At 74.3% G+C, this 18485-nt stretch carries 10 protein-coding genes; 8 read left to right on the top strand and 2 right to left on the bottom strand.

What is annotated here, in order from left to right:
- The first annotated feature begins 42 nt into the window (after window positions 1-42).
- Window positions 43-1263: a metallophosphoesterase gene (locus ACFWR9_RS31650; RefSeq protein ID WP_383847982.1), complete on the top strand. Its 1221-nt coding sequence runs from the start codon at window positions 43-45 to the stop codon at window positions 1261-1263.
- 529 nt (window positions 1264-1792) lie between these two features.
- On the opposite strand, the gene ACFWR9_RS31645 is transcribed toward ACFWR9_RS31650, so the two are convergent.
- Complete coding sequence (locus ACFWR9_RS31645) at window positions 1793-2185, bottom strand: SgcJ/EcaC family oxidoreductase (protein WP_383847980.1); 393 nt, start codon at window positions 2183-2185, stop codon at window positions 1793-1795.
- Entirely contained in the window at window positions 2182-2976 is a 795-nt protein-coding gene (locus tag ACFWR9_RS31640; protein WP_383847977.1) for a YqjF family protein, read from the bottom strand. The genes ACFWR9_RS31645 and ACFWR9_RS31640 overlap by 4 nt, the downstream gene beginning before the upstream one ends.
- Before the next feature lie 111 nt (window positions 2977-3087).
- Between ACFWR9_RS31640 and ACFWR9_RS31635 the strand changes: the two genes are divergently transcribed.
- From ACFWR9_RS31635 to ACFWR9_RS31605, 7 genes are all read left to right on the top strand, one after another.
- Window positions 3088-4173 (top strand): MerR family transcriptional regulator, encoded by a 1086-nt coding sequence (locus ACFWR9_RS31635; protein ID WP_383847974.1) that lies wholly within the window; start codon window positions 3088-3090, stop codon window positions 4171-4173.
- Between the two features lie 109 nt (window positions 4174-4282).
- The gene (locus ACFWR9_RS31630; RefSeq protein ID WP_383847971.1) at window positions 4283-5083 is read left to right on the top strand and encodes a DUF4132 domain-containing protein; all 801 of its coding nucleotides are present in this window, start codon (window positions 4283-4285) and stop codon (window positions 5081-5083) included.
- Window positions 5080-10221 carry a hypothetical protein gene (locus ACFWR9_RS31625; RefSeq protein WP_383847968.1) on the top strand — a complete coding sequence of 1714 codons (5142 nt, stop codon included), beginning with the start codon at window positions 5080-5082 and terminating at the stop codon, window positions 10219-10221. Before ACFWR9_RS31630 ends, ACFWR9_RS31625 begins: the two co-directional genes overlap by 4 nt.
- Window positions 10222-10360: 139 nt before the next feature.
- Window positions 10361-11530 carry an AAA family ATPase gene (locus ACFWR9_RS31620; RefSeq protein WP_383847966.1) on the top strand — a complete coding sequence of 390 codons (1170 nt, stop codon included), beginning with the start codon at window positions 10361-10363 and terminating at the stop codon, window positions 11528-11530.
- 5 nt (window positions 11531-11535) lie between these two features.
- On the top strand, window positions 11536-15396 hold the full coding sequence (locus ACFWR9_RS31615; protein WP_383847964.1) for a DUF5682 family protein: 3861 nt from the start codon (window positions 11536-11538) through the stop codon (window positions 15394-15396).
- Complete coding sequence (locus ACFWR9_RS31610; protein WP_383847961.1) at window positions 15393-17285, top strand: hypothetical protein; 1893 nt, start codon at window positions 15393-15395, stop codon at window positions 17283-17285. Before ACFWR9_RS31615 ends, ACFWR9_RS31610 begins: the two co-directional genes overlap by 4 nt.
- Window positions 17286-17381: 96 nt before the next feature.
- Window positions 17382-18407, top strand: a complete 1026-nt coding sequence (locus ACFWR9_RS31605) for a LacI family DNA-binding transcriptional regulator (RefSeq protein ID WP_383847958.1) — start codon at window positions 17382-17384, stop codon at window positions 18405-18407.
- Window positions 18408-18485 lie beyond the last annotated feature (78 nt).

Raw genomic sequence — 18485 nt, 5'->3', positions numbered from 1 at the left:
ATACAGTGCGCGAGACGGCAGCCTTGGTCAGAGAGGGGCAGCGTGACCGACACCAGCAACACCCGACCCGCCGACAGCGAAGCGCAGGCTCCAGGGCAGAGCCGACTGCACCGCCTGATGCGCTACGTCCCCCTGATCGCCCCCGTACTTCTGTGGGCCGTGCCCTGCTGGGTGCTCCTGTACGCCGGCCAGCACTGGGCACTGTCCGTCACGCTGGTCGGCAGCGCCCTGTTCGTGCTCGGCCTCGTCGGTATGCCGCTCGCGATGGTGCGCGGCCACGGTCGGCGTCAGCAGGACCGGGCGGCGATCGTCGGGGACACCCTGCTGGGCGCCAGTTGGGTTCTCTTCACCTGGTCCGTTCTGCTCGGCGTCCTCCTGCGGCTCGCCCTGACCGTGGCCGGTGTCGGCGAGGGTCAGGACCGGGCCCGCATCGTCACTTGGGCCGTCCTGGGCGTGACCGCCGTGCTGCTCGCCTGGGGGTACGCCGAGGCCCGCCGCGTGCCACGCGTGCGCCGACTCGACGTACAGCTCCCACGGCTGGGTGCCGGTTTGGACGGCACCCGGGTCGCCCTCATCACCGACACCCACTACGGTCCACTCGATCGCGCCCGCTGGTCGGCACGGGTGTGCGAGACGGTGAACACGCTGGAAGCCGACCTTGTCTGCCACACCGGCGACATCGCGGACGGCACGGCCGAACGCCGCCGCGCCCAGGCCGCCCCACTCGGAACCGTGCGCGCCACCCGGGCCCGGGTGTACGTCACCGGCAACCACGAGTACTACAGCGAGGCCCAGGGCTGGGTCGACCTGATGGACGAGCTGGGCTGGGAGCCGCTGCGCAACCGCCATGTGCTGCTCGAACGCGGAGGCGACACCCTCGTGGTCGCCGGCGTGGACGACGTCACCGCCGAGTCCTCCGGCCTGGCAGGCCACCGCGCCTACCTCGCCGGAGCCCTGAACGGCGCCGACCCCGACCTTCCCGTCCTGCTCCTGGCACACCAGCCCAAGTTCATCGACCGGGCGGCAGCCGCCGGCATCGACCTCCAGCTCTCCGGCCACACCCACGGCGGCCAGATCTGGCCCTTCCACCACCTCGTCCGCCTCGACCAGCCCGCCCTGGCCGGCCTCAGCCACCACGGCCCCCGCACCCTCCTCTACACCAGCCGCGGCACCGGCTTCTGGGGCCCGCCGTTCCGCGTCTTCGCCCCCAGCGAGATCACCCTGCTGGTACTCCGCTCCCCGGCCCTGCCCACGTCGACGTAGGGGATGCAGACGGGCTTCTAGAGCGTCAGTCGGCGACACCGACGAGTTCGATGTCGTCGCGCCGCCGCTCGGTCCACTCCTCGCGGGTGAGGCGCCAGCACTTGATCTGTGCGCGCTCGCCCCGCCGGGTGTCCCCGGAGAACCGTTCGGCACATACCCCAGGGCCTCGGAGACACCGTTCGAGGCGTGGTTGTCGACGAACGCGTCACTGCCCGCCTCAAGGGCCCCATCCCCTCGAAGGCCAGATGCAGCACTGCCTGACGCATCTCCTTCCCCAGGCCGTTGCCCGCGCGTCCGGGTCGAGCCAGGAGAAGGTGGTGGTCGTGCCGAAGGTGGCGAAGCCGACGCCCATCAGGTCCTGCATGCCCGCCGGCTCGCCGTCGACGACCACGTGGGGGTGTGCACCTGCACGCTCAACGGGGGATGCGCGGACAGCGGCGAAGCGGTCGTTGCCATGGGCGCTCCTTAGAAGCGAGCCGTCGCAGCGTGCATCACATTTTCGCCCCGGGCCGAAGGGGGAAACAGGCCGCTAGTCGACCCGGACCTCGGTGTTCTGGCAGGCGTGCAGCAGCCAGTGGCCGTCGGGGCGCCTCGTCATGACGTACAGCGGAGCACCCTCCGTGTCGCCCTCGGCCGAGTGGTAGACCTGCCTGACCTTGACGGCCGCCACGTCGGGTCGCAGGAACTGCGTGTGGATCGCCTCGTACGTGACATCGCCGTCCCAGACGGCGTTGGGCAGCACGGCGCGGGTGAACTCGGCGATGGCGTCGAGGCCCAGGAGGACCTTGCCGTGGGCTGTGGTCCACAGGGCGTCGGGGTGGAAGAGGGCGAGGAACCCTTCGGCGTCCTTCGCGCGCTGGGTGCGTTCGACGGTGGCCACGACCTGCTCGATGGCCTTGATGTCCGCTGTCTCGGTGTTCATGCCGAGCACATTGGTGCCTCAAGCGCACTTGAGGTCAAGGGCCGAGGAGCGCGCCGGGGCGGCCGGGCGGGGCGACCGAGGCGGACGGGGACGCCGGGTGAGTACAGGACGCTCACCGGGACGCCGGTGGGGGCCTCGATCCCGGCGCCCGCGACCAGGTCCTCGTCACACGTGACGAGCTGGGCTCGGTGCAGAGGCCAGCGGGGATGGTGGTTGGGCAGGAACGCGGCCCCGCCGAAGAACATGTTGTGCATGCCCCAGCGGGCGGTGAGGAAGTGCTCCAGGGCGGTGGGCTCGTGGATGCGTTCGCCGGGCCGTACGGTGATGCGGCTGTAGGCGCCGCGCGGGCCGGGCCAGCGGCGGGAGCTGGTGTAGGTCACGGTGTCGCCGACGGTGCGGACGGTCATGCGGGACCACAGGTAGGGCAGCCGGAAGCCGACGCGCCCCATCACCACCGGGATCAGCCGCGAGGCGTCCATCGACCGGAAGACCACGCCGCGGCGGCCGTGGGCGTCCACGCTGTACAGGCGGACGTTGGTCTCCGGGAACGAGCCGAAGTACGGAATCCCGGGCAGCCGGAGCCACCCGACCCGGTGCATCCGGAAGGCGACCAGCCCGATGTACGTGAGCCCGTCGTGCGTGTCGGGAACGGTGCCGCGCGGCATGAGTCCCGCGACCGCGGCGGGATCGACGGCCCAGTGGACGAAGGCGAGGTCGAGCCACTCCTGGGTGAGGAGCGGCAGCCGTATCGCTGCGGGGGCGTCGGGAGTGACGGCGCTGGGCTTCTGCACGGCGCAAGAATGGCAGACGCGAGGGGACGTCCTCCGGGGGCCCGGTACATCTGGGTCGGGATTGACCCTCGACCTGGTCAAGGGCACAGAGTTCCGGACGTGGAGAGCGAGATGCGCAGCATTGGGGAGATGGCCCGCGACAGCGGACTGGGCGTGAGCGCCCTGCGGTTCTACGACCGTGCCGGTGTACTGGTGCCCGCCTGGGTGGATCCGGTGAGCGGCTATCGCTGGTACGCGCCCCAGCAGCTCGACGAGGCCCGGCTGCTGGCGCGGCTACGGCGGGCCGGGATGCCGTTGGCGGACGTCCGGCTGGTGCTGGCCGGCTGGTCGGGCTCGGACACGGACCTCGTGCGCGGGCTCCTCCAGGCGCACGTGCGCCGGCTCGAACGAGGGCTGGCCGATGCCCGCAGCGAGTTCTCCGCACTCCGAGTCCTGCTCGACCAGAGGGAGAGTCCCATGACCGTTTCGCCCCGTACTGACGCCGTCCGGCTGTCCGTCCCCGCCGACGGACTGGCCGCCGCGCTCGACGCGGTCCGTTTCGCCGTCGGCGCCGACCCCGAGCTGCCGATGCTCGGCGGGGTCCTGTTCGACGTGGAGGGCGACACGCTCCACGTCGTGGCCACCGACCGGTACCGGATGGCCGTCGCGCGAACGGCCGCCACGGGGCACGGCGGGCCGCGTGACCAGGTCATCGTGGCCGCGCCGCTCGTCGACGCCATGCGCGCCCTGCTGGGCGGCGACGAGCCCGTCCACCTGGGCGTGGAGGGCGACCGTGTGACGTTGGAGGCCGGGGACCGCCAAGCGGCCGGACCGCGCCTGGCGTACGACTTTCCCGACTACCGCCGTCTGGTGCGACTGCCGGCCGGACGACGGGCCGTCGTCGACGTGGCCGCCTTCCGGAAGGCCCTGGAGGACGGGCCCGTCCGCGCCGGTGAGGTGCGCGAAGAGGGCGGGGCCGCGCAGGAGATGAGTGTGCTCGACGTGACGGATGACGGCACCGTGACCGTGTGCGGGGAGGGCGACGAGGGCCGGGACGTCGTCGCCGTCGACCGCGGGTTCCTGCTGGACGCCCTCGCCGCCGCGGGGCGGGACCAACTGGTCCTGGAGCTCGGCGCCCCCACGGCCCCGCTCGCGATCCGGCGGACCGACGACGAGGGCACGTTCTCGCTGCTGATGCCGGTCCGCCTGGACAACTGAGGGCGGGCCGGGCGCCTCTCCGCCCCGGCCGTCCCCTGCGCCGACGGCATTGTCAGTGGCCTCGCCTACAGTTTTCAGCAGTTGATCACTGCGGTGCGGGGAGGCACTCATGGGGTGGGTGACGGCCGGGGACTACGAGGTCGCCCTGGACGACGGGAAGGTGGTCTGCCGCAACGCGGCGGGGCGACGGCAGCTCGTCGAGTGGCTGGAGCGGCATGAACGCCAGTGCCTCACGGACGTCGAGCGGTGGATGGTGCGGTCGCTGCCCGTCCCCCTCGACGTTCTCACCCGGGTGTGGGCCGACCCCGCCTGGCGGTCCGCGCTGCGCGATCTCGTCGTCACCGGCGCCGACGGCGAGGTCGCGGGCTTCCTGCGGGACGCCGACCCCCGGCGTGGTCTCGGCCTCGTGGACCTCGACGGGGACACGGTGCGCATCTCTCCCGCCCTCGTCCGTCTGCCGCACCCCGTGCTCCTCGAAGACCTGGAGGAATTGCGGGAGTTCGCCGTCGAACTCGGCGTCGAGCAGCGGGCCCAGCAGCTCTTCCGCGAGGTGTGGCACCGCCCCGCCTCGCTCGACGCCGACGCCACGTCCGTCGAGGAGTACGCGGGCGGCACCTTCAAGGAACTGCGCTTCCTGCACGGGCGGGTAACCCAGCTCGGCCACCGCGTGCGCGGCGGGTACGCCGTCTGCTCCACCTGGGAGGACGGCCGGAGCGTGGAGGCTCGGGTGTGGGTCGGCGACTACGACAGCTACGAGGAGACCGAGACCGGCCCCCTGACCTGGGCCGACGCCGCGGGACGGGAGCTGAAGCCGTGCCGGATCGGACCGGTGGCCTGGTCGGAGGGCATGCGCATGGCCGCCGCGCTGTACGCCGGCCGCGACATCGAGGACGAGGAGCGCGCCGCGTGAACACCGTGAACGCCACCGACGCGGCCGACGCCCGCACCGCCGCACGTGGGGTCACCACCGCACGCGGAGACAGCGCCCACGACGACACCACCACCGCCGCCCTGCTCGACGCCGGGGCCCTCCTGCCGCCGGGCAGTACGGGGCGGGAGGACGCCGACATCCTCACCGTGCGTACCTACAGCCATGCCGCGCTGGGCGACCGCAGCGTCGTCCGGCTCGTGCCCGGCACCCTCGGTGAGGCTGAGGATCTCGCCCTGGACTTCCTCGGACTCGTGCGGGACGCGGAGATTCCGGAGGTCGGACAGATCAGGCGGGAGACCCTCGGCTTCCCCGCCTGGGCGCTGGTCAACGACCCGGCCAACGGGCACCACGCGCTCGCCCTGGTCAAGGACGTCGAGCGGCTCGCGCGCCAGGCCAAGTCCCGCCCCGGCACCGCCAAGGAGGGCTTCGAACAGCTCGGCGAACGGCTCGGCCGGGCCGTGCCGCACTTCCTGCCCACCTTCTACGAGCAGGCCGCACGGATCTTCCTCCAGTACGACAACACCACGTACGCCGCGGCCTTCTTCGGGAAGGCCCGCGACGCCGAACGGGTGCACGCGCTCACCGTCGACGAGGACCGGCAGCGGGCGGTCTATCTGGAGTTCGCCTTCGCCGGGGCGCTGACGGTCAAGGCGCTGAAGCAGCATGTGAAGGATCTCGCGGACCGGCTGGACGCCTCCGAGGCGTGGGCCCAGTTCCGGCAGTTGGCGGTGGAGCGCTGTGCGGCCGGCATGCCGCCGTACGCGTCGCTGCCGCAGGACGCGCGTGTGCTGATCAAGGCGGCCGGACTGCCCAAGGTGGAGACGGAGTGCGATCTCGTCGCCGACCTGGTCGCCTCGCCCGCCGCGGTCCGGGCGCCCGCCTCCTTCTGGACCGCCTACCGGGCGACCCTGACCGTCCTGGCCGAGCGGCGGCCGGCCGTCCGTGAGCGGCTGCTGGAGATCATGCCGGCCGGGCTCGATCACAACACCAGGAGTGACGAGTTCTGGTTGGCGCTGCTGACCGAGTGCGGGGCCGACCGGCTGCTCACCGGGGAGGACGAGGCGGGTGACGCGGAGCGGAGCGACGCCGGGGACGCCGACCGCGGGACGGTCGGTGTCGACGCCGCGGGCTGGCTCAGCCGTTGGGCTGCCCACCGCAAGCACGGTGCCACGACGTGCGACAACTCCCCCGCCACCCTCGCTCTCGTCTCTCGGATGGCGGCCCGGCTGCGGGCCGACGGGCGGACCGTCGACCTCTTCACCGGCCGTCGGCAGGTGGGCGCCGACATCGGCCTGCTGGACCTCTGCGTGGCGCGGAACATCCCCCTCGCGCTGCCGACTCCCGGCACCGAGGTCCACCTCGGGCTGGACCGCTGGGTGCGGGACACCGATCCCGAACGCCGCGATCTGGCAGCGCTCGCGGCGGATCCGCGGCTGCGGCCCCTCCTGCTGAGGGCCGTCGGTGCCGCGGGCCACAACCGGCAGTCGGACTCGGTACTGGAGCACCTCGCCGACCACCCCGTACTCCGCGACGTACTGCGGGAGTGGCTGGACGGCGCGGTCGGGCAACTGGCCGACGCGGGTGGCCTGCCCGGCGCCCGCGAGGCACTGCACCGGCTGAGCCCCTTCCGGCCGGTCGCACCCCGGGTCAACCCGGCAGCCGTCGCCCGAGCCGGCGCCTACGCGACGGCCCCGCTGCTCGCACGCACCCTGCGGGCCGGCATCCTCGACGAACTCGGCTGGCCCGCCCTCGAAGAGGCCCTGCGGCTCCTCGACACCGAGACCCGCCAGAGCAAGGACCGCGACAACACGCTCATCGTGAACGAGGCGTGGCCCTGCCTGATCCTCAGCCGCGGGCACAAGGCGGTCGTCGTGGGCCCGGACGCGATTCTCCTCGAACACGACCTTCGCCTCCCGGCCGGCCTGGACCGCTGGCAGCGCCCGCAGTTCCGCTACAGCGACGGCGAGTTGCTGGTGGTGTGGTGGCACGACGGCAAGCAGCGCGGCTACTGGTCCAACCGGCCGTCCGAGGTGGTCACACTCACCGGTGAGCAGATCTCGCACTGGTGGCGCAACGACGACACGGTCGCCCCGTCCATCCCGCTGCCCGACGGGGGCCGGGCCACCGGCGGTCGCACCCTGCACGCGGGCGACACCGTCCTGCCCACGAGCCGTCCGGTGATCGGGGACGGCACGCTGTACTGGCGTCGGGGCCGGCATGGACGGCAGCACGTGTGGCTGGAGTACGACCCGGCGACGGGCTCGCACGGGCGCGCCTCCCTGCCCCTCTTCCTGCGCTCCGGCATCAGCGACGGCGCGACGCTGTTGCAGGACCGGTGCGAGGTGCTGCCCCTGCAACCCGGCTTGGATCAGAGCCCGTTCGGCACCGACGGTGCCGTGCTCGGCCGCTGGGTGCGTGCCGAGGACGAGGCCGGCGAGGCACGCACGACCACGGGGACGCCCGACGGCCGCACCGTCACGCTGACCGCTCCTCGGCACGGCGAACGTCTCGTCCCGCTCGGTGCGCTGCGGCTGCCCGGCGGCGCCGCCCCCGTCGTGGCCCGGACGCGACGCCAGATCACACTGTTCGCGCAGAACGACGGTACGCGGGCGGGTGAACTCGGCCGGGTGACGCCGCACGAGCGCGGCGGTGAGTTCGCCGCCGGTACCCCGCTGGTGCCGCCGGTCGCCTTCTGGCACGCCCTGCGCCCCCGGGACGAGGGCGCGTCGGCGGTGCTGCGTGCCTGCACCGACAAGCAGGCCGCCCAGGTACTGAGCGAGGCGGCGCGTGCACTCGCCGAGCGGCAGGCGCTGGTGAAGGCCGCCGGCGGCGGGGACGGGTCGGACGGCGGCCCCACCGCCGTCAAGCCCGCGGTGCCGTCCGCCGAGGACGTCGTGCGGCAGGCCGTGTCCCGGTCTCTGCCCGGCCTCACGGACAAGCGGATCCTGGTCGGTGTGGCGGCCCTGGTCCGCACGACTCTCCAGATCGCCGACACGGTCACCCGGTTCGTGACGCCGCCCGTCGAGCAGCCGAAGCGGGAACGGAAGCGGACCGAGGGCATGTTCGCGGACTACAGCCCCGAGCACGGCGACGACCACACCCTGCGCACGGCCACCGGCGGTCTGGCCCACATGTGGGGGTCCTGGGGCGGCGACCGTCAGTGGACGGCACTACGCCAGATCCGCGCCGTGAACCACGTGCTCTCGGGGCATCCCGCCGACGGCAGGCAGCTGCCCGACCGCACCCGTCTGAACGCCCTCGGCGACGGATGGCACAGCGACGAGCACACCGTCCCCCGCATCGGCCTGGTGTGGCCGTCCCTGCTGACCGTGCTGCGACCGCTGGCCTACCGCGCGGCGACGCCGACCGTCACGGCGGCCGAAAGGGAGGCGCTGCTCCTGCTGTTCGAGGCTCTCGGTGAAGGGCCGCTCGCCGCACCCGGGGACGGACTTCGGGAGATCGTCCTGAGCGAGCCGCACGACAAGCGCCGGCAGCGCGAGCGCGCCGGGCAGGTACTGCGTCGGGACGGCCGGACCGTGGTCGTCCTCGGCTGCCAGAACATCGACTACGGGCGTGAACGGGTCAACTGGCTCGCTCTCGACCACGATCCGGCGGGCGTGTTCGGGGCCGTCGCCCACTTCACGCTGGAGCGCGAGACGCGGCACACCCCGGCGCTCCCCGCCGACACCCTCGCTGCTGTCACCCGGCTGATCCGGGACAAGGGGGCCGCGCCCTGGCAGCCGGAGGCGCCCGCCGCACTCGCCGCGTCGACGCACGGCGGCGTGGGACCGCTCCAGGCCACGATTCTCCTCGCCGGACAGCCGGAGAAGCTCGACGCCGAGACCCTGGCCACGGTGGGGCTCAAGCCCCGTCAACTGGACTCGGGCAAGGCCATGCTGAACACCCTTCCCGCCACAGAGCGGGCCGCGCTCGTCGGCGCTCTGCTGCCCGACGACCCGGCCGAGCTGTGGACGACCGGGCCGGACACGGGTGCCGCGGGCCGGACGTGGACCGAGCGCCTCGGTTCCCTCGTCCGTGTGCCCGAGGACCTGGCTCCCGCGCTCGACGGTCTGCCGACCGGGTCCGCGGAGGCGGTCCTCAACCCGGCACGCACCGCCTGGCTCAGCCGCACCACGGTCCAGCGCCCCGACAACGACGGCCGGCTCGTCGCGGAGGACCCCGCCGCGGTGCCCGGACGCCACGCTCTGACCGGCGCGGTCGCCACCCTCACCTCACTCGCCTACGCCCTGCCCTACGGACATCCCCTGCGCGCGGCCCTGCCGGAGGGGCTGGCCGCGCTGCGCCGCCGCCTCGCCGACCCGGGACTGCTGCTCGACCTGGACGTCGAGTGGACGGAGAAAGGCGGAACCACCGCCGCCGAGCTGCGGAAGGCCTACGGACTGCCCACCACCGGGGGCGCCGACGCGGACGGGACGACCCGGGTCGGTGAGGCTCTCGTACTACGCCCCCGGCACGGCGACAACGAGACCGTGCTGGTGCGTCCGGCGGGCCTCACCGGACCGGACGACGCCGTGTTCGGGCTGCTGGAAGGGCTGGTGGGTGCCGCGCGCGGTTCCGGCATGCGGGCCTTGCGGACCGTCCTGGGTGATGAACTCGCCCGGACCCTGGCCGCCGGTCAGGACCCCGCGGGGCCCACCGGACCGGCCCAGGACCCCACGGTCAGCGTTCCGGCGCTCGTCGCAGAGGTCGCGTCGGAGCACGGCCTGAGCGAGGACGCGGCGGCGCTGTACCTGCAACTGCTCGCGCTGCCCGACCCGACGGACCGCAACTGCGCCCGGTGGACCGGGTGGCGGCCCGCCCGGATGAAGAAGGCCCGGGCCGAACTCGCGGCCACGGAGCTGGTGGGCGAGGCCAAGCGGTCCCGGGCCGGCCGTTCCCTCTTCCTGCCGTGCGGCTGGCGCGACCTCAAGGCGCCCGCCCTGCCGGTGGAGACGTGGAAGGAGGGCCTCTACCCGGTCCGCGAAGGGCTGCGCGCCGTTCCGCCGTTCCCGGTACCCGAGCTGTTCGCCCGTGCCTGGGACCGGGTGCGGGCCCAGGACGCGCCCGCCTACGAGGAACTCACCACCCGCGCCACTCGGAAGGGACGCCGCCGATGACGACCATGCACGCGACCGGCCAGGCACCCGCATCGGCATCCGCACCCGCACCCGCACCCGCCGCCTCATCGGCGACGTGCCCGCGCCCGCCGCGCGAGCGATCCACGCCCGCTGCCCGAGACCACCGGAAGATCTCTCGATGACCGCCACGCTCTCCCCCGACACCACCCGCCAGATCGTCCCGCCCGAGGACCGGTACGCCACCGAACTGGCCTTCCTCGCCGCCTACGACGACGGCCCGCGCCCTCCCGCCTGGCGGCTCACGCCCCGGGCCGTGGTCACGTTCGTCATGGGCAGCGACGGCCGTGCCCTGCGACTGCCCGATGACGCCGGGGCACCCGAGGGCGTACCCCGCCGGCTGGTGGTGGAGGGCAAGTTCGTCGGCGACCGGGCGCTGGTGGAGAGGTGCGTCGTCACGCTCGCCGGGGAGCGCGGACTGCTGCTCGTCGGCGAGCCCGGTACCGCCAAGTCCATGCTGTCCGAGTTGCTGTCGGCGGCCGTCTGCGGGACCAGTGGGCTGGTCGTGCAGGGCACGGCGGGTACGACCGAGGACCAGCTCAAGTACGGCTGGAACTACGCCCTGCTGCTGGCCCAGGGACCCAGCCGTACGGCCCTCGTCCCCTCCCCCGTCCTGACCGCCATGACCCGGGGCGGCATCGCCCGCGTCGAGGAGGTGACCCGCTGCCTGCCGGAGGTGCAGGACGCCCTGGTCTCCCTGCTCTCCGAACGGCGCATCGCCGTCCCCGAACTCTCGGGCACGGACGACGCCCTGGCGCACGCCACGCCCGGTTTCAACCTGATCGCCACCGCCAACCTGCGCGACAAGGGAGTGTCCGAGATGTCGGCGGCCCTCAAGCGCCGGTTCAACTTCGAGACGGTCGGCCCCATTCCGGACCTCGACGCCGAGACGGCGCTGGTCCGCAGTCAGGCGCGGGCCTCGGTCGAGCGCGCAGGTACGCCTTTCCAGGTCGACGAGGCCGTCCTGGAGGCGCTTGTCGTCGCCTTCCGTGACCTGCGTGAGGGCCGTTCGGCGGAGGGCTGGGAAGTCGAGCGGCCGTCCACCGTGATGAGCACCGCCGAAGCCGTGTCCGTCGCGGGCGCGCTCGGGTTGGCGGCGGCCTACTTCCCCGGGGACCGGGATGTGCTCGGGCTGCTCCCGGGGCACCTCCTCGGAGTGGTCCGCAAGGACGACCCGGCCGACGCGGCCCGGCTGCGCGGTTACTGGGACGGTCCGGTCCGGCGCCGCGCGGAGCAGGGTTCGGCCACCTGGCGCACCCTGTGGGACCTGCGCACGGTCCTGGAGGGCTGACACCCGTGTCCGTCTCTCCGCCCTCCCTGTCGCTGTCCCCGGACGAAGCGGTCGCGGCGCTCACCGAACCCGGCGCGCCCTGTCTCATCGGCGTACGGCATCACGCGCCGTCGCTGGCCGCGGCCGTGCCCGCGCTGCTGGACGCCGCCGCGCCGGACGTGCTCCTGGTCGAGCTGCCCGCTGAGATGCAGGACTGGCTGCCGTGGCTGGGGCACGAGGAGACGCGGGCGCCGGTGGCCCTCGCCGCCGCCTGTCCGCGGGAGGGCGGGGGGCCGGCCTTCTATCCGTTCGCCGACTTCTCCCCCGAACTGGCCGCCGTGCGCTGGGCCGCCCGGCACGGTGTCCCGGTCGTCGCGTGCGACCTGCCGTTGGCCGACCGCGTGTGGCGTGGGGGGAGGCGACCGGGCGCGCCTGCCTCACCGGTGGCGCCCTCCGCGCCTGTCGCACCGGAGGTCCACCGTTCCGGGCTCACCACCGCCCTGAGGGCGCGGCTCACCGGTCGCCCCGGTGAGGATCTGTGGGACCGCCTCGTCGAGGCCACCGCTCCGGGGTCCGAGCCGGAGGCGCTGCGCCGCGCCGCGCTCCTCACGGGGTGGGCACTGCGCGAGGAGGCCGTGTCCTCGGGAGGGGTGCCCGAACTGGATCTGCGACGTGAGGGCTGGATGCGGTCCCGTCTGGCCGACGCCACCGTGGACGGTGCGCGGGCCGCTGTGGTGGTCGGCGCCTTCCACGCTCCGGCGCTGCTGTCCCCGGCTGTTGGGGCTGAGGAGGCCGGTGCGACTGATGGGGCCGCTGCGGTCGGAGCCGGGCGGAGCCGTCCCGGGGACGCCGAGGAGTCCGGGTGGACCACGTCCCTGATCCCGTATACGTACGCCCTCCTGGACAAACGGTCCGGGTACCCGGCGGGCATCCGGGACCCCGAGTGGCAGCATCTGGTGCTGCGGGCGGCGGGCGACCCGGACGCGCTGGAGGAGGCGCTGACGCGCGCGGCCGTACGGGTCTGTGTGGAGCTGCGCGACCTCGGGCATCCGTCGGGGCCCGCGGACGCGCGCGAGATCACTAGGCTGGCCTCGGACCTGGCCCGGTTGCGAGGGCTGCCCGCGGCGGGCCGGGGCGAACTCGTCGAGGCGATACAGACGGTGCTCGCGCAGGGCGAACCGTACGGCAGGGGGCGGGCCGTCGCCCGGGCGATGGAGCGGGTCCTCGTCGGGAACCGCGGCGGTCGCCCCGCGCCGGGCGCGCCGCGCAGCGGACTCGCTCCGGCGGTGGAGACCGAGCTGTCGAGACTGGGACTGCCCGGCCCGAGGCTCAGCGGGACAAACGGTGGGGCATCCGGTGGGGCAACCGGTTGGACGAGTGGGCCGGGTGCGGCGGCCAGGGAGTTGCGGCTGGACCCCCTGCGCTCCGACGTCGACCGTGACCGCGACCTGCTGCTGCGGCGCCTGACGGTGTGCGGTGTGCCGTACGGCGAGCTGAGAGGTGTCGTCGGCGCAGGCGGCGCCGAGGCGTTGACGACGCGGTGGGAGGTGCGTTGGACGCCGGCGACCGAGGCCATGCTGTCCGCGGTCGGTGTGCACGGCGTCACGCCCGCCCAGGCCGCTGAGGGTGTCCTGCGCGAGCGCCGGCGGACGGAGCGGGACGAGGGCGGTCCCATGGCGGCGCAGACGCTGGACGGACTTCGGCAGGCGGCGGAGTGCGGCCTGCCCGAGCTGACGGACGCCCGTCTGGCGGAGGCGGCCGACGTGCTGCCCGGCGCCGCCACGCTGTCCGAACTCCTCACCGGCCTGGGCCTGCTGGACCGTTTGCGGGCAGGGCACGTCGCGGGGCTCGGTGTCGACAAGGACCGTGCGGTCCGGGCCGATGCCGTGGCCGACGTTCTCACCGCCGCCGCGGTGCGCCAGGTGGACGGCCTTGCCGGTGCCGAGGACCCGGCGGACGCGCACGCGCTGCTGGAACTCGCGCACCGGGCGGACGTCCTCGGCGGTGTCCGTCTGACCGAAGCCCTGGCCCGGCTCGCGCGGGAGGGATCGCCCCTGATGCGTGGCGCCGCCGGGGCGGTCCGGGTCCTCCTGGGGCACGAGGCCCCGGACGTCCTCGGCGGCCGTGTCGCCTCCTGGGTCGACACGGCGACGGACCGCGAGTCCCGCTCCGCGCTCACCGCCCGGCTGACGGGTCTGCTCACGGCCGGGGGCCCGCTGCTGGAGTCGGCGGCACCGGCGTTGGAGCCGCTGCTCGACCGGGTGTCCGGGCTGTCCGACCGGGACTTCCTGCACCGGTTGCCGGCCTTGCGCGGCGGCTTCGACACGCTCAGCCCGGCCGCCCGCGACCGGCTTCTCGCGGCCGTCGAGGAACGCCTGGACATCGGCCGGCCGGCCGATCGGGCGGGGAGTGCCCACTTGACCGACCTGGGTCGGATGGACCCCGTGGCCCTCGCCGTGTGGACCCGCGCGGACCTCACGGCGCGGGCCACGCTGGACGGCCTCGGCCTGCTGCCGTCGCCCACCCCGCCTGCGGCCCCGACACCGCCCTCCCCGGCGCCCTCGGACCCGGTACCAGCACCTGCACCTGCACCGGCACCGGCCTCGACACCGGCACGCGCCTCGACACCGCCCTCGACCCCAACCCCGACCTCGCCCTCGACCTCGCCCTCGACCCCGACCTCGACCCCGACCTCGCCCTCAACAGACAAGACCGACTCCCCCGACCACACCCCCACGACCGCCTCCGCCCCACCTCCCGACCCCGCGCTTCACCACCTCGCTCCCGTCGACCGCTGGCGGCTCGTACTCGGCCGCCGTACCGACCAGTTGCCCCCGTCGGCAAGCGCACCGGCCACCGCGCTGGACGAGCTGTACGGCAACGGGCGGGGCGAGGGCAGCCGGGGTGAGCTGAACGGCCCCGGCCGCGACGGTGGTGGTGGCGGCCGGGAAGCCTCCTATCCGAGCGTGCGGGAATGGTCGGAGGAGCTGAGGGCGCTGTTCGGGCCGGGTGTCCGCGAGGAGGTCCTGGCGGCGGCCGCGGCGGGCCGACCGGACGTCCTGGCCGAACTCGACCCGGACAGCGTGCGACCGTCCGTCGATCTGCTGCGCACGGTCCTCCGGCACGCGGGCGGCCTCCCCGAGGCGCGGCTGGCCGCGCTCAGGCCGCTCGTCCGGCGTCTGGTGGAGGCGTTGACCAGGCAGTTGGCCACGCGGCTGCGCCCCGCGCTGCACGGCGCCGTCCTGCCGCGGCCCAGCCGCCGTCCGGGCGGCGGCCTCGACCTGCCCCGCACCCTGCGGGCCAACCTGGCCTCCGCACGCCGTGGACCGGACGGCAAGGTGCTGGTCGTTCCGGAACGCCCCGTCTTCCGTACCCGGGCCGGAAGGGCCGCCGACTGGCGGCTGATCCTCGTGACGGACGTGTCGGGGTCCATGGAGGCGTCCACGGTCTGGGCCGCCCTCACCGCATCGGTACTGGCCGGAGTGCCCACACTGTCCACGCATTTCCTGGCCTTCTCCACGGAGGTCATGGACCTCACGGACCATGTCGACGACCCGCTCTCCCTGCTGCTCGAAGTGAGCGTGGGCGGCGGTACCCACATCGCCGCGGGGCTGCGGCACGCCCGCGAACTCGTCACCGTGCCGTCCCGCACACTCGTGGTGGTCATCAGCGACTTCGAGGAGGGCTACCCCGTGGGTGGCCTGCTCGCCGAGGTCCGCGCCCTGGCCGGGAGCGGCTGCCATGTCCTGGGCTGCGCGAGCCTCGACGACACGGGCCGGCCCCGGTACTCCACCGCGGTTGCCGGACAACTGGTCGCCGCGGGCATGCTGGTCGCGGCCCTCAGCCCGCTCGAACTCGCCGGCTGGGTAGGGGAGAAGATCGCATGAACGCGCACCTTCCGCAGGTCGCCCCCTCGGTGACGGCCCAGCTCGTCGCGGCACTGACACCCAGGCTGCGGAAGCGGCTGGACGCGGGTGTCGACAAAGTGGCGGTACGGCCTGTGGTCCAGGAGGGCGACATCGTGCGGATCGCCCTGGACGACGACACCGACCTCGAACTGCACGCCCCCGACGGGGTCGTGACCAGTGCCGAGGCGATCCGCTGCGGATGCCTGCTCGCGCCCGACTGCCTGCACCGGGCCGCCGCGGCGTCCGCGGCCCCGGTCGCCGACCCCACGGCCCCGCTCGCCACGGAAACCCCCGCGACAGACCTCAAGGAGCCCGCACCCCCCACTCAAGACTCCGCCCCTCCCGAAACGGCCACCCCCGCCCAGCGCACCGCCTCGGCCGCCCTGCACGACGCGGCGGCCGCCGTGCTGGAGGCCGGCACCGACGGAGCCGGCGCCGTGCTCCAGGCGGAGTTGCTGCGGGCGGCGCACACCGCGCGGCTGGCGGGGCTGCCCAGGGCTGCGGGCCGGGCCGTCGCCGTGGTCACGGCGTTGCGGGCGGCGCGTGGCGGCGACCCCGCCTACCGGCTCACCGATCTCACCGCCGCCCTGTGCGACGTCCTGGTGCTCGCGCACCGTCTCCCCGACGCCACCGGGCCGGAACTCGCCGAACTGCGCGGCAGCGTACGGCAGCCGTACAGCCCGGACGGTTCCCTGCGCCTGTACGGCGTCTTCGCCGAGCCGGTCCTCTCGGCGACCGGATACGCGGGCGCCGTCACGTGGGCCGCCGACGCGGCGGGCCGCCTCTACACGGTCTCCGACGTGGCTCCGGGCGGCGCCGAGCGGGCCACGGGTGCGGCGGACCGAGCCGTACGCCTCGGCGACACGGCCCTGACTCACCGTGAACTCTCCCGCGCGGGACTCGCCGTGTCCGGGGCGACCGTCTCCCCGACCGGCCGCCTCGGCGCGGGCGCGGGCGTACGGGCCGTGCGCGCGTCCGGCGTCGGCTGGGACGCCGAACCCCTGGACCGCCTGTGGGCGGTACCGGTGCCGGAGCAGATCTCCCGCTCCCTGACGAGCGACCGGGACGGCAGGGAGGTGCGGGAAAGCGGGGACCTGCTGTTCCTCGACGTCACGCTCGTCGGCACCGTCCGCGAAGCGGCGGGTGAATGCCTGGTCGCGGACTGCGGCGGACTCCGGCTCCGGCTCGCCGCCGCCCACGACCATCTGGCGCTGCCCCACCGCGAGAACCTGCGCCTCCTCGCGTCCGCGCCGGGCGCCCGGCTGCGCGTCGTCGCCCGGCTCACGCCGGGCCCGCTCCCCCGCGCGACGTTGCTGGCCGTGAGCCATCCCACCCACCCCGGCAGACGCGTCGATCTCGGCCTGGACCGTCTCAGCCGCGCCGACCTGCCCACTCTGCCGCCCCACCAGGCCCAGCGGTCGCACCAGCCATCGCCCCAGCCCCCACCACCACACAACACCCCGACTCACGAACCCCCGCCCACCATCGACGACGCCCCGGTCCACCTGCTGCGACGCCGGGTCATGCAGGCCGTCTCCGGAGGGCGCCGCGTGCTGGCGTTCCCCGGCGGCCGGGACGCCGAGGTCACGCGGTTGCGCCGGTACGGCCTGGGCACCGCGGGTGAGTTGCTCGCCGAGTTGCACGCCACCGCGGCGGACCGCGCACGCGACCCCTTCGGCCGGCTGCTCCCGGCGGACACCGGCCGCTTCGTCCGCGCCTGGCTCGGCGCCGCCGTCTACACGGAGGCACTCGACCGGGCCCTGTGCGCCGCCGCGTGGGGCGCGGACCTCGCCGGCCCGGACGAACCCGCACCCCGGGCCGCCCCAGCCGTGCCCACGGACCGGACCACAGGGACCGGACGGCAGTGAGACGGTCCGCTCAGCGGCACCACCCGCACGATCCGCCCGCTGAGCGGCGCGGGTCGCCGTAGTATCGGATGATCTCGTGGGGGAAGGCGGGCGGACATGGGCAGACAGCGTCCCGGTACGCCGACGCTGGAGGAGGTGGCCGCCCTCGCCGGCGTGGGGCGGGGCACCGTCTCAAGGGTCATCAACAACGCGGCCGGCGTGCGGGACTCGACGCGCCGCGCCGTGCAACGGGCCATCGCGGAGCTGGGGTACGTCCCGAATCTCGCGGCGCGTTCGCTGGCGGGGCACCGTGCGGACGCCGTCGCGCTGGTGATGACGGAGACGGACTGGCGGCTGTTCGGGGAGCCGTTCTTCACGGAGATCGTGCATGCCGTCGGCGATGCCCTCACCGACACCCCGGTGCAGTTGCTGCTCACGCTGGTCCGCACGGACACCGAGCGCCGGCGCTTCGTGGAGTACGCGCGAGGCGGGCGGGTCGACGGGGTTCTGCTGATGTCCGTGCACGCCGCGGATCCGCTGCCGGACATGCTGGCCAAGGCGGGGCTGCCCACCGTGATGCTCGGGCGGCGTTCCGGCGACGAGAGTGTCACCTACGTCGACGCCGACAACGCCGGGGGCGCGCGCGGCGCGGTCACGTATCTGCTGGACGGAGGCCGGCGCGCGATCGGGGCCATCAGCGGGCCGCTGGACATGTACGTCGCCCAGTGCCGGTTGCGCGGATACCGGGAGGCTCTGGAGCTGGCCGGTGCGGCGGCCGTCCCGTCGCTGGTCGTCGAGGGCGCCGACTTCACGGAGGAGAGCGGGCGCCGGGCGATGACGAGCCTGATCGGCCGTCACCCGGAGCTGGACGCGGTCTTCGCCGCCTCGGACACCCTGGCCGCCGGGGCACTCGGCGCGCTGCGCGCCGCGGGCCGGCGGGTGCCCCAGGACGTGGCGGTGATCGGCTTCGACGACTTCCAGCCGGCCCGGCCCACGGACCCGCCGCTGACGACGGTCCGGCAGCCGCTGGAGGAGATCGGCCGCACCATGGTGCGGCTGCTGCTGGAGGAGATGGAGGAGTCGCCCGTCGCCTGGCGGCACGTCATCCTCCGTACGGAACTGGTGCTCCGGGACTCCGCCTGACCGAGGCCCCCCGGCGGGGGGCGGGCGGCCGGGGGCCCGCTCGACAGCGGGGGGGCGCGGTGACAGCGCCGCCGCGGC

It is taken from the genome of Streptomyces sp. NPDC058534 (assembly GCF_042717365.1).
Taxonomy (GTDB): Bacteria; Actinomycetota; Actinomycetes; order Streptomycetales; family Streptomycetaceae; genus Streptomyces.
This window is presented reverse-complemented; position numbering and strand designations above follow the sequence as displayed.

Coding starts and splice junctions, on each gene's coding strand:
- ACFWR9_RS31645 (WP_383847980.1), bottom strand. CDS start 2,185: ATGAACACCGAGACAGCGGACATCAAGGCCATCGAGCAGGTCGTGGCC.
- ACFWR9_RS31635 (WP_383847974.1), top strand. CDS start 3,088: ATGCGCAGCATTGGGGAGATGGCCCGCGACAGCGGACTGGGCGTGAGC.
- ACFWR9_RS31630 (WP_383847971.1), top strand. CDS start 4,283: ATGGGGTGGGTGACGGCCGGGGACTACGAGGTCGCCCTGGACGACGGG.
- ACFWR9_RS31620 (WP_383847966.1), top strand. CDS start 10,361: ATGACCGCCACGCTCTCCCCCGACACCACCCGCCAGATCGTCCCGCCC.
- ACFWR9_RS31610 (WP_383847961.1), top strand. CDS start 15,393: ATGAACGCGCACCTTCCGCAGGTCGCCCCCTCGGTGACGGCCCAGCTC.
- ACFWR9_RS31605 (WP_383847958.1), top strand. CDS start 17,382: ATGGGCAGACAGCGTCCCGGTACGCCGACGCTGGAGGAGGTGGCCGCC.